12 protein-coding genes are annotated in these 10794 nt (G+C 69.3%); 4 read left to right on the top strand and 8 right to left on the bottom strand.

Going from position 1 to position 10794, the window contains the following annotated elements:
• From ACO057_RS13850 to ACO057_RS13835, 4 genes are all read left to right on the top strand, one after another.
• Positions 1 to 1138: FumA C-terminus/TtdB family hydratase beta subunit (locus tag ACO057_RS13850; protein WP_421992680.1), on the top strand; the 1138-nt coding region annotated here is incomplete at its 5' end.
• A gap of 13 nt (positions 1139 to 1151) precedes the next feature.
• The gene (locus ACO057_RS13845) at positions 1152 to 1409 is read left to right on the top strand and encodes a DUF2798 domain-containing protein (protein WP_421992678.1); all 258 of its coding nucleotides are present in this window, start codon (positions 1152 to 1154) and stop codon (positions 1407 to 1409) included.
• Between the two features lie 4 nt (positions 1410 to 1413).
• Entirely contained in the window at positions 1414 to 1797 is a 384-nt protein-coding gene (locus tag ACO057_RS13840) for a RidA family protein (RefSeq protein WP_421992676.1), read from the top strand.
• 76 nt (positions 1798 to 1873) lie between these two features.
• Positions 1874 to 2275, top strand: a complete 402-nt coding sequence (locus ACO057_RS13835) for a VOC family protein (protein ID WP_421992674.1) — start codon at positions 1874 to 1876, stop codon at positions 2273 to 2275.
• Between the two features lie 10 nt (positions 2276 to 2285).
• Here ACO057_RS13835 and ACO057_RS13830 read toward each other — a convergent pair whose 3' ends face one another.
• Genes ACO057_RS13830 through ACO057_RS13795 form a run of 8 tightly spaced genes read right to left on the bottom strand, consistent with a single transcriptional unit; the run spans position 2286 to position 10769 of the window.
• The gene (locus tag ACO057_RS13830) at positions 2286 to 3200 is read right to left on the bottom strand and encodes an SMP-30/gluconolactonase/LRE family protein (RefSeq protein ID WP_421992672.1); all 915 of its coding nucleotides are present in this window, start codon (positions 3198 to 3200) and stop codon (positions 2286 to 2288) included.
• Positions 3201 to 3211: 11 nt separating this feature from the next.
• Positions 3212 to 4186: a tripartite tricarboxylate transporter substrate binding protein gene (locus ACO057_RS13825; protein WP_421992670.1), complete on the bottom strand. Its 975-nt coding sequence runs from the start codon at positions 4184 to 4186 to the stop codon at positions 3212 to 3214.
• 20 nt (positions 4187 to 4206) lie between these two features.
• A complete protein-coding gene (locus ACO057_RS13820; RefSeq protein WP_421992668.1) occupies positions 4207 to 5217 on the bottom strand; it encodes a Bug family tripartite tricarboxylate transporter substrate binding protein in 1011 nt (336 codons plus the stop codon).
• Positions 5218 to 5234: 17 nt separating this feature from the next.
• Positions 5235 to 5999 carry a metallophosphoesterase family protein gene (locus ACO057_RS13815; RefSeq protein ID WP_421992666.1) on the bottom strand — a complete coding sequence of 255 codons (765 nt, stop codon included), beginning with the start codon at positions 5997 to 5999 and terminating at the stop codon, positions 5235 to 5237.
• A complete protein-coding gene (locus tag ACO057_RS13810; protein WP_421992664.1) occupies positions 6000 to 8609 on the bottom strand; it encodes a CoA transferase in 2610 nt (869 codons plus the stop codon).
• On the bottom strand, positions 8606 to 9664 hold the full coding sequence (locus ACO057_RS13805) for a LacI family DNA-binding transcriptional regulator (RefSeq protein WP_421992662.1): 1059 nt from the start codon (positions 9662 to 9664) through the stop codon (positions 8606 to 8608). Before ACO057_RS13805 ends, ACO057_RS13810 begins: the two co-directional genes overlap by 4 nt.
• The gene (locus ACO057_RS13800) at positions 9661 to 10632 is read right to left on the bottom strand and encodes an ABC transporter ATP-binding protein (RefSeq protein WP_421992660.1); all 972 of its coding nucleotides are present in this window, start codon (positions 10630 to 10632) and stop codon (positions 9661 to 9663) included. Before ACO057_RS13800 ends, ACO057_RS13805 begins: the two co-directional genes overlap by 4 nt.
• Positions 10629 to 10769 carry a hypothetical protein gene (locus tag ACO057_RS13795; protein ID WP_421992658.1) on the bottom strand — a complete coding sequence of 47 codons (141 nt, stop codon included), beginning with the start codon at positions 10767 to 10769 and terminating at the stop codon, positions 10629 to 10631. Before ACO057_RS13795 ends, ACO057_RS13800 begins: the two co-directional genes overlap by 4 nt.
• Between the last annotated feature and the right edge of the window lie 25 nt (positions 10770 to 10794).

Genomic DNA, 10794 nt, shown 5'->3' with positions numbered 1-10794 from the left:
GGTCGAGTTCACCATCCTGGCCAATCCCGGCGACTACAAGGCCGACGAGATGCACCTGATGTTCGTGCTGAAGGGCGGCGGGTCGGCCAACAAGACCTTCCTCTACCAGCAGACGCGCGCGGTGCTGAACAAGGCCAAGCTGCTGGCCTTCATCGAGGAGAAGGTGAAGACGCTCGGCACCTCCGCCTGCCCGCCCTACCACCTGGCGGTGGTCATCGGCGGCACCAGCGCCGAGACGACGCTGAAGTCGGTGAAGCTGGCCTCCACCAAGTATCTGGACGAGCTGCCCACGACCGGCAGCAAGGCGGGCCATGCGATCCGCGATCCGGAGCTCGAGCAGGAGATCCACAAGCTCACCCAGAACCTCGGCATCGGCGCGCAGTTCGGCGGCAAGTATTTCTGCCATGACGTGCGGGTGGTCCGGCTCCCCCGTCACGGGGCTTCGCTGCCGATCGGCATCGGCGTCTCCTGCTCGGCCGACCGGCAGATCAAGGCGAAGATCACCGCCGAGGGCGTGTTCCTGGAAGAGCTGGAGCACGATCCCGCCCAGTACCTGCCCGAGCATTCCGAGACGATCTCGGGCGGCGAGGTCGTCACCATCGACCTCAACCAGCCGATGGACGCCATCCGCGCCGAGCTCTCGAAGCATCCGGTGAAGACCCGCGTCGCGCTCAACGGCACCATCGTGGTCGCGCGCGACATCGCGCACGCCAAGCTGCAGGAGCGGATCGAGGCCGGGCTGGGCCTGCCCGAATACCTCAAGAACCACCCGGTCTATTACGCCGGCCCCGCCAAGACGCCGACGGGCATGGCCACCGGCAGCTTCGGCCCCACCACGGCCGGGCGCATGGACAGCTATGTCGAGGCCTTCCAGAAGGCCGGCGGCTCGCTGGTGATGCTGGCCAAGGGCAATCGCAGCAAGGCCGTGCTGAACGCCTGCAAGACCTATGGCGGCTTCTACCTCGGCTCCGTCGGCGGGCCGGCGGCCCGCCTCGCGCAGGACTGCATCAAGAAGGTCGAGGTGCTGGAATATCCCGAGCTCGGCATGGAGGCGGTCTGGCGGATCGAGGTCGTGGACTTCCCGGCCTTCATCGTGATGGACGACAAGGGCAATGATTTCTACGAGGGGCTCGAATAGGGGCCGGCCCGCCTTGGCGCGCCCCACTTCCCACTGGAGGATCCCCGCCCGCTATGCGGGGATCGTGCTGCCCTTCCTGCTCTCCATCCTGATGACCTGCGTCATCTCGGGCGTCTCCACCCTGCTCGCGCTGGGGATCACCCGCGAGGCGCTCTTCGCCTGGCCGCTGGCCTGGGGTTCGTCCTGGATCATCGGTTTCCCGACGCTGCTGGTCGTGCTGCCCTTCGTCCGGCGGCTCACCGCCGCGCTCACCAAACCCTCAGGAGCCTGATCCGATGACCCGACGCCTCATCTCCTCCGGCTCCCGCTTCGAGGAGGAGATCGGCTATTCGCGCGCCGTGGTGGATGGGGACGACATCTTCGTCTCCGGCACCACCGGCTACGACTATGCGAAGATGACCATCGTCGAGGACGTGGTCGGCCAGTGCGAGCAGACCTTCCTCAACATCGCAGCCGCGCTGAAGCAGGCCGACGCCACGCTCGACGACGTGGTACAAGTGCTCTTCATCGTGCCCCGGCGCGAGGACTGGGAGCCCTGCTGGCCGGTCGTGAAGAAGTATTTCGGCGTGGCGAAGCCCGCTTCGACGCTGATCCATGCCAATCTGCAGACCGATGCCATGCGCATCGAGATCCAGGTCACCGCGCGGCGTCGCCGCTAGGTATCGTATGATCGCGGGATTCGGGTCTCCGGCGCCTTCGCGCCGGCGGCCCTCCCGCTCAGGAGAGCAGTAGCCCATGCGCTTCGCCGTCGATCGCCTCGACCACCTTGTGGTGACCGTGAAGGACGTGGAGATCAGCGCGGCCTGGTACCAGCGCGTGCTGGGGATGGAGCGTGCGGATTTCGGCCCGCACAACCGAACGGCCGTCCGCTTCGGCGGGCAGAAGATCAACCTCCGGCCCGTCGAGGCCACGCAGGCCGAGTGGTGGAGCGGGACGGCGGCCGCCCCGGGCAGCCAGGACCTGTGCTTCATCGTGACCACCACGGCGCCGCAGGTGATCGAGCACCTGCACAGCTGCGGCGTGACGGTGGAGCAGGGCCCTGTCGCGAAGGACGGCGCGCTGGGCTCCATCACCTCGGTCTATTGCCGCGATCCCGATGGGAACCTGATCGAGATCGCGAGCTACGGCGAATCCTGAACCGCGCGCCTCACTCCTGGAAGTTGAGGCGGAGGCCGGCCTCCGGCCAGGGCAGCGCCACCAGATCGCCCTTGCGCGAGAGGGTCACATAGGCCGTCCGCATATCGGCTCCGCCGAAGCAGATATTCGTCGGATGCGTGTCCGGCATCCGCACCTCGCGCAGGATGCGTCCATCGGGCGCGATCACCGTGACGGTGCCGGCCAGCAGCGTCGCCACGGCGATATTGCCCGAGGCCTCCACGGCCAGGCTGTCGAAGCGCGAGAATCCCGGCATGGTCACGACGCAGCGCCCGCCATGCGGCGAGGGGAAGCCCTCCCTGCGGATCACCCCCGGCGCCTCGATGTCGAAGGCCCAGAGGCGCGCCGTCTCGGTGTCCGCGACATAGAGCGTCCGCTCGTCGGGCGAGAGGCCGACGCCGTTGGGCGAGAGAACCGGGAAAGCGAGCTCCCGGATCATCGAGCCGTCGGGCAGCGCGTAGTAGAGCCCGCCATGGTCACGGTCGCGCTTGCGGCGCTTGCCCAGGTCGGTGAAGTAGAAGCCCCCCTGCCGGTCGAAGACGAGGTCGTTCGGCGCGGCCAGCCGGTGGCCGTCGCATTCCGTGTAGAGCGTGGTGCGCGCCCCCGTCGCGGGATCGACGCGCTCGATGGAGCCGCCCTTATAGTCGCGCGAGGGGCCCTGCCCCGCGAAGTGGCCGGGCTCGTAGTGGCTGCCGCCGTTGTTGCAGAGGTAGAGCATGCCGTCCGGCCCACGCGCGAGGCCGTTCGGCCCGCCCCCCGTCGGGCCGAGCACGGAATAGACGCCCTGCGCATCGACGCGCGACACCTTGCCGCCGTTCAGCTCCACGAAGACGACGGAGCCGTCCTTCATGACCACCGGCCCCTCGGGGAAACCGAGGCCACTGGCCAGAACCTTGATATCGTTCATGTCGCTCTCCCTCACATCCGCAGCCCCACGTCGCGGACGATGATCCGCTGCTCCTCCAGCGTCGCGGGGATACTCGCGGCGTAGTCGGCGCTGTTGAGATAGGCGAGCGGCATGTCCATCCGCGCGATCAGGGCCTGATGCTCGGGATCCGTCAGCGCGCGGTGCAGCGCGTCGTGCAGCACACGCATGATGCCGGGATCCATGTTCTTCGGCCCGACCAGCCCATAGGGCGAGGTATGAGCGACGTCGAGGCCGCTTTCGCGCAGGGTCGGCGTCTGCGGGAAGCGGCGGATGCGCTCCTCGCCGAAGGAGACGAGCAGGCGCAGCTGGCCGTTCTGCACCATCTCGGCCCAGAGGCTGGAGGAGGCGACGGCGTCGAGATTGCCGCCCAGCAGCGCCTGCACGTCGTCGCCGCCGCCGCGGAAGGGCACGTGCACCCAGTCGAGCCCCGCGATGCGCGCCACCTGCTCCATCGCGACATGCTGCGTGGTGCCCACGCCCGCCGTGCCGAAGCTGACCTTGCCGGGGTTGGCCTTCACGTGATCGACGAATTGCTGCCACGTCCGCCAGGGCGAATCCGGCCGCACGACGACGCCGTAGGAATAGCCGACGAGGCGAATGACGAAGCTGAAATCCCGCTGCACGTCATAGGGCGCGCGCGGCATCATGAAGGGCACGCGCAGGGCCGAATTGTGCATCTGCGTGAGCAGATAGCCGTCGCCCTGCGCCTCGTTGGCGAGAAGCTGTGCCCCCAGGATTCCGCTCGCCCCCGCGCGGTTCTCGATGATGATGGGCTGGCCGAGATAGCGCGTCGCCACCTGGACCAGGCCGCGCAGCTGGATATCGGCCGCGGCACTGGCGAGCCAGGGCACGATCAGGCGGATCGGCCGGGTGGGAAATTCGCGCTGGGCCAAGGCCGGCGTCGCGAGCGCGGCGCCGGCCGCGCCGACCAGCAGGCTTCTGCGGCCCTGTCGGGTCTGGGGCATTGTCGTTCTCCCTTCCTGGCTCAATCGAGGCGGATGTTCAGGGGCTCGATCACCTTGCGCCATTCGCCGGTCTCCTCGGCGATGAGCGAGGCGAAGTCCTCCGGCGAATTGTGCACGACCTGCTGGCCCGTCGCGTCGATCGCGGCGCGATAGCCCGGATCGGCGCTGATCTTCGCGACGGCCTGCGAGAGCCGATCGACGATGGCCGCCGGCGTGCCCGCAGGCGCCACCATGCCGAACCAGCCGTGGAAGGCCATCGAGCCATAGCCGAGCTCGCGGAAGGTCGGGACGTCGGGCAGGGCCGGCCATCGCTCGGGACTGCTGACGGCCACGATGCGCACGCGCCCGTCGCGATGGAAGGGCATCACGGCCGGCACGGATTCGAAGGTCATGGGGATCTGCCCGGCCATCATATCGACCAGCGTCGGCGCGAAACCGCGGTAGGGCACCGAGGTGAGGCGCAGCCCATGGTTCATGAACAGCCGCTCGCCCATCAGGTGTCCGGAGCTGCCGATGCCGGTATGGGCGTAGAGGAACTCGGACGGCGCGCGCTGGATGCGCGCGACGATCTCGGGGAAGCCGCCCTGCACCGTGCTGTTCACCACACAGGCCATGGGGAAGCGCGTGAGCTGCGAGACTGGCGCGAAATCGCCGGGCCGGAAGGGCAGCCGCTGGCTCAGCAAAGGCAGCAGCACGAAGGTCGTCGAGCCGGAGACGAAGAGCGTGTGCCCATCCGGCCGCGACCGCGCGACATATTCGGCCGCGATGGCCGTATTGGCCCCGGTGCGGTTGTCCACCGGCATCTGCTGGCCGAGCTCGGTCGTGAGGCGCTGGGTGGCGGCCCTTGCAGTGACGTCGGTTCCCCCGCCCGCCGCATAGGGCACGATCACGCGGATCGGTCGGTCGGGATAGGCGGATTGCGCCCGCGCCCCGCCGATCGCCAGCGGCGCCGTACCGAGGGATCGCAGCAGCGTTCTTCGGGGAAGGATGCCGGTGACGACCGCCCTGCCCTTCGGATCCGTGTTTCGCATCGTCCCTGTTTCCTGTTCTAGGTGGATCGCCAGGGCTTGGGGAAAGCCCCGAGCCAGCGATCGGCTTCACCGGGCCACCAGGTCCTGCCGTCGAGCCCCATGGCCCAGCCCGCGCCCACGCCCTGGACTTCCAGGCCATCCTCGGCCCGGGCGCGGTAGCCGACATGGTGGTGACCATGGACCAGCAGCCGCGCGCCCATGGCACGGGCCAGCCCGTCGATCATGGCGAAGCCCTGTGGATGGCTGGAGGGCGCCTCATGCGTCACCAGCACATCGGCGCGCAGGCCGACGAGGGTGTCGTAATCCTCGGGCCAAATGGCCATGGCGCCGAGCGCATCCGCCATCGCGGCACGCTGCGCCTCCGTCCAGTCCGCGCCGAGCGTGGCGACATCGGCTGCCAGCTCCGCGCGGCCGTGCAGCCGGCGCGGATGCGGCGGCTCCCAGACGCGGCGCCGAAAGGTGCCGCCGAGGCCCGCGATGCGCAGCCCGCCGATCTCCACCACGCGGGCATTCAGCGCGCCGCCGCAGGTGCGTGGGTTGAGCGCGGGGTCGGTCAGGTTTGCCCACATCTGCGGGCCGCCGTCGTAATCGTGGTTGCCCCAGATCCAGCGGACGTCGATGCCCGCATCGAGCAGCGGCGCCGCCACCTCGTCGAGCGGGCGGTCGCACTCCATGTCGCCGAGCAGCACGGCCACCGCGGGCTTTTGCTCCAGCCCCGCCAGGCCGCGAACCACATGGTGCCACTGGCGATGGATGTCGCCGATGAAGACCACCTCGCCCATTCAGAGGACACCCTCCTCCGCGAGGGCCGCGACCTGCTCCGCCGAATAGCCCAGCATCTCGCCGAGGATGCGCGCATTGTCCTCGCCATAGCCCGGCGCGCCGCGGTCGATGAGGCCGCCGCTATAGGGCGGCGTGGCGGCGAGCTTCATGGGCAGCTCGGTCACCGGCCAGCGGCCGATCTTCGTGCCCGTCACCTCGGTGAACCAGTTCAGCGCGGCGAGCTGCGGATCCCGCTCGCAGCGATCCTCCGCGTTCTGGCAGACGCCGGCGGCCACGCCCGCCTTCTGCAGCGCCTCCATGGCGGCATAGGCGTCCTGTCCGACCGTCCATTGCGTGACGGCGGCATCGAGCGCGTCCTGGTGCAACAGCCGGCTCTCGAGCGTGGCGAAGCGTGGATCGGCGAGCCAGCCCGGATGTCCGGCCGCGCGCGCCAAGGCCTGCCAATCCGCCTGGTCGAAGCAGGCGATGGCGATCCACCGATCGGTCCCCGCGCAGCGATAGGCGCCGTGCGGCGCGGCCGGCTTATAGGGCGAGCGATTGCCGATGCGCGACCAGATGCGCCCGTTCGCCGACCAATCCAGCACGGGAACGCCACCGAGGAAGATGCCGGACTCGCATTGCGAGCTGTCGATCCACTGCCCCTTGCCGGTAACATCGCGGTGATACAGCGCGCCCAGGATGGCCGTGGCGAAGCTGTAGGCGCCGATCCAGTCGAGGAAGGAATAGCCCCAGCCCGCGGGCATCGCCGGTTCCGGCAGGCCCGACATCTCCGAGGTGCCGGCGAAGGCCGCCGCCACCGGGCCGATGGTGCGGAAGCGCCCATAGGTGCCCACGCCGCCCATGCCGGATTGCTGGACGTAGATCATGTCCGGCCGCAACTCGGTCAGCTTGTCGTAGCCGAGGCCGAGGCGCTGCAGCACGCCGGGCGAGAAGCCTTCGGCCACCACGTCGGACTGCGCGATGAGCCGGCGCGCGATCTCCAGGCCCTTGGGGTGGCGGATATTGAGCGACAGGCCGCTCTTGCCGGAATTCTTGTTGTTGAACTGCCCGCCCATATCGGAATCCGTGACGCCCTTGAGCGGCGCCGTCGCGGCCCGGCGCGCCTCCCGTCCGCCGACGGGCGACATGGCGGCCAGGCGTGTGTCCGGATTGGCCTTCCACTCCACCTTGATGACGTCGGCACCCAGCGCGGCGGCGAAGCGCGTGCCGCCGGCCGAGGCGAGGAACCAGGAGAAGTCGAAGATCCGCACGCCCTGCAGCGGAAAGGGCTTCCCCCAGCCCGACAACTTTGGCGCCGTCGCCGCGCGCGGGCGTGCGGGCTGCTTCGCGACGCGCGGCTTCGCCGTGGCCAGGACCGCGTCGGTGTCCTCGCCCAGCAGTGGCGCGCGGCGCCCGGCCTGCCAGTTGGTCTCCGTCGAGAGCCATCGGCTCACCGGGTAGTGGAAGCTGCGGCCATGCTCGGGATGCTCGATCTCGGCGAAGGTGCCGCGCGTCTGCCAGTGGACGTCGGCGACATTCTCCTGCGGCTTGCGCAGCGGCGCCCAGAGCAGCCCGGCATCCTGCGCCTCGCGCCAGGGCATGGTCTCGTAGCGATAGGAGCGGATGAAGCGCTGCACGATCTCCGACACATGGGCTTTGCCCTCGTCACTGGCGCCCGAGCCGGGGACGTTGCGCGCGCGCGTATCCGCCTCGGGCCCCGGCATCGCGAGATCCGCCTGCATGCCGTATTTCGCCAGATAGGGCACGAGGTTCGTCTGGTCGCGCACGGAGACGCCAGCGGCGATGTACCAGCGGCCGTCCTTCGTGTGACCGATGGAGGGAACATGCGTCGGGTTCTCGATGGCGTGGCGGCAGGTCTGGCGATACAGCGGCGCGTGGCGCATCACCCAGGACATGACGTCGAGCTCGGTGTTCTTGGACACGGCGTCGTGGATCGCCAGGCCGATATCCTGGCCCTCGCCCGTGTGCAGGCGGTGGATCAGCGCGGCGAGGATGCCCACCACCGCCTGGTCGCCCGCGATGTGATAGGCGTGCCAGAGCTGCGGCGCGATCGGCGGCAGGTCGTAATGCCGCGCCGGATCGGGGTCATACCCACAATTCATCATGATCCCGCCGAGGGCGAGATGCACGAGGTCGGACGCCTTGTGGTCCTTCCAGGGGCCATGATCGCCGAAGGGCGTGATCCGGGCCGCGATCAGCCCGGGAAAGAGGGCGGCGATCGCCTTGGGCTCGACCCCCAGCGCACGGGCCACCGCGCCGCCGCTGGCATCCACGAGGATATCGGCCGAGGCGAGCAGCCGGCGCAGATCGGCCGCGCCCTCCGGCGTATCGAGTTCCGCCACGACGGAGCGCTTGCCTCGGTTGTAGTTCCAGAAATGCAGCGACCGCTCCGGGCCCGGCACGTCGTCCAGAAAGGGGCCGATATGGCGTGTCGGCGCGCCTGAAAGCGCTTCCATCTTGATCACCTCGGCGCCGAGCCCGGCGAGGGTGAGCCCCACATACTCGCCCGTCTCGTCCGCCACCTCGATGACGCGCAGCCCTTGCAGCATGCCGGGCAGATGCGCCGCGTCCTGGCGGGGCAGCGGGCCTTTGGTCTCGGAATTCGTCATGCGGTCCTGTCCTTACGGATCTGCGGCGGGGCGGTCGTGCCGCGCACAACCAGTTCGAGGGGAAGCTCGGGCGGCAGGCTGACCGGCCGGTCGTGGATGCGCGCGAGCAGATATTCCGCCGCCAGCGTGCCGATGGTCTGCTTGGGCGTGCGGATGGTGGTCAGCGGCGGGTGGAAATGCGCCGCCATCTCCAGGTCGCCGACGCCCACGATGGAGAGCTGGCGCGGCACGCGGATCCCCTGCGACTGCGCCTCCAGCATCAGCCCCATCGCCACGATGTCGTTATTGGCGATGAGCGCGGTGGGCATCGGGCCGCGCTGCTGCATCTCGCGAAAGGCCGCGCGCGCGGCGTCGATGCGATATTCCGTGAAGACGATACGGCTGGCCGGCAAAGGCAGCTTATGCCGCCGCATCGCCGCCCGCATCCCGACCAGCCGCGCCCGCACGCGATCGTTGTTCATGGCGACACCTGCGACGATGCCGATCTCCGTATGGCCGAGGCCGACCAGGTGATCCACCACCATGCGCGTCAGCGCCGCATTGTCGTAGCCGATCGTCGGATGGGGGCTGGTCCTGGCCGGGGCCCAGGTTTGCACGAAGGGCACGCCCGAGCTCGCGAGGAGGTCGTAGAGCGGCTTGCCATGGGTGACGCCGACCAGCATCAGCCCATCCACCCCGCGCTCGATCATGGTGCGCACGTTGCGGAACTCGACCTCGGCGTCATAGTCGAAGGTCGCGAGCAGCATGGTATAGTTCTCGGCCTCCAGGCGCCGCTGGAAGGCGCCGATGGCATCCGAGAAGATCGTGTTGGACAAGGTGGGCACCACCGCCCCCAGCGCGCGGGAACGGCGCGAGGCCAGTGCCCGCGCCGCGCCATGCGCGACATAGCCCAGGCGGGTCGTGACCTTCTCGACCTTCTGCCGCAGCTCCTTGCTCACGAGATGCGGATTGTTCAGCGCGCGCGAAACGGTGGCGGCGGAGACGCCGGCGGCGCGCGCGACCTCCTCGATGCGGATCTTTGCGTGAGGCTTGGGCGGACGGGGCTTGAGGGTCATGCCGGCGCGCGTAGATGGCAGGCCACGGCATGTCCAGCGCCGTCGGCCACGAGCGGCGGCTCGGCCTCGCGGCAACGCGGCACCGCGATGGGGCAGCGGGTGTGGAAGCGGCAGCCCGGCGGCGGGTTGATCGGGCTGGGAACGTCGCCCTTCAGCACCGCGCGCTTGCGGCGCAGGCGCGGATGCGCGACCGGCACCGCGGCGAGCAGCGCCTCGGTATAGGGATGGCGCGGCGCCTCGAAGAGCGATTTGCGCGGCCCGATCTCGACGATCTTGCCCAGATACATCACCGCCACCCGATGGCTGATATGCTCCACCACGCCGAGGTCATGCGCCACGAAGAGATAGCTGAGCCCCAGCTCCTCCTGCAACTCCACCATCAGGTTGATGACCTGCGCCTGCACCGAGACGTCCAGCGCCGAGACCGGCTCGTCGCCGATGATCACGCTGGGCCCCAGCGCCAGCGCGCGGGCGATGCCCAGGCGCTGGCGCTGCCCGCCGGAGAATTCATGCGGGTAAAGCGCGCGCTGATCCGCCCGCAATCCCACGCGTGCGAAGAGCGCGCCCACGCGCTCGCGCTGCTCGGCCGCTGTGCCCATGCGGAAATTGACCAGCGGCTCCTGCACGATATCGCCCGCCGTCATGCGCGGATTCAGCGAGGAATAGGGGTCCTGGAAAATGACCTGTATTCGCTTGCGCTTCTCGATCATCGCGGAGCGGCCGAGGCGGGTGATGTCCTCCCCCTCGAGCACGATCCGCCCCGCGCTCGGCTCCACCAGGCGCAGCACCGCCTTGCCGACGGTGGACTTCCCGCAGCCGCTCTCGCCCACGAGGCCCAGCGTCTCGCCGGGCGCGATGGCGAAGCTGATGCCGTCCACGGCGCGGACCTGCGCGACGGCACGGCCGAGGAAGCCGCCGGCGATGCCGTAATGCTTCACCAGGCCCTCGACCTGCAGGACGGGGATCATGCGGTCACCCAGCAGGCCGCCGCATGCGTCCCACCGGCCGAGGTCAGCGGCGGCGTCTCGGCGCGGCAGCGATCCAAAGCGAGCCCGCAGCGCGGCGCGAAGGAGCAGCCCGCGGGGCGCGCATTCAGCGCCGGCACCACGCCGGGAATCTCGTTCAGCCGG

Source organism: Roseococcus sp. (assembly GCF_965227005.1).
Taxonomy (GTDB): Bacteria; Pseudomonadota; Alphaproteobacteria; order Acetobacterales; family Acetobacteraceae; genus Roseococcus.
Note: the sequence above shows the minus strand (reverse complement) of the source record. Positions and strands in the feature narration are given on the sequence as shown.

Excerpts from the sequence above, each read along its gene's own strand:
- ACO057_RS13805 (WP_421992662.1), bottom strand. The coding sequence starts at position 9,664 with ATGACCCTCAAGCCCCGTCCGCCCAAGCCTCACGCAAAGATCCGCATC.
- ACO057_RS13835 (WP_421992674.1), top strand. The coding sequence starts at position 1,874 with ATGCGCTTCGCCGTCGATCGCCTCGACCACCTTGTGGTGACCGTGAAG.
- ACO057_RS13820 (WP_421992668.1), bottom strand. The coding sequence starts at position 5,217 with ATGCGAAACACGGATCCGAAGGGCAGGGCGGTCGTCACCGGCATCCTT.
- ACO057_RS13830 (WP_421992672.1), bottom strand. The coding sequence starts at position 3,200 with ATGAACGATATCAAGGTTCTGGCCAGTGGCCTCGGTTTCCCCGAGGGG.
- ACO057_RS13825 (WP_421992670.1), bottom strand. The coding sequence starts at position 4,186 with ATGCCCCAGACCCGACAGGGCCGCAGAAGCCTGCTGGTCGGCGCGGCC.
- ACO057_RS13800 (WP_421992660.1), bottom strand. The coding sequence starts at position 10,632 with ATGATCCCCGTCCTGCAGGTCGAGGGCCTGGTGAAGCATTACGGCATC.
- ACO057_RS13810 (WP_421992664.1), bottom strand. The coding sequence starts at position 8,609 with ATGACGAATTCCGAGACCAAAGGCCCGCTGCCCCGCCAGGACGCGGCG.
- ACO057_RS13815 (WP_421992666.1), bottom strand. The coding sequence starts at position 5,999 with ATGGGCGAGGTGGTCTTCATCGGCGACATCCATCGCCAGTGGCACCAT.
- ACO057_RS13840 (WP_421992676.1), top strand. The coding sequence starts at position 1,414 with ATGACCCGACGCCTCATCTCCTCCGGCTCCCGCTTCGAGGAGGAGATC.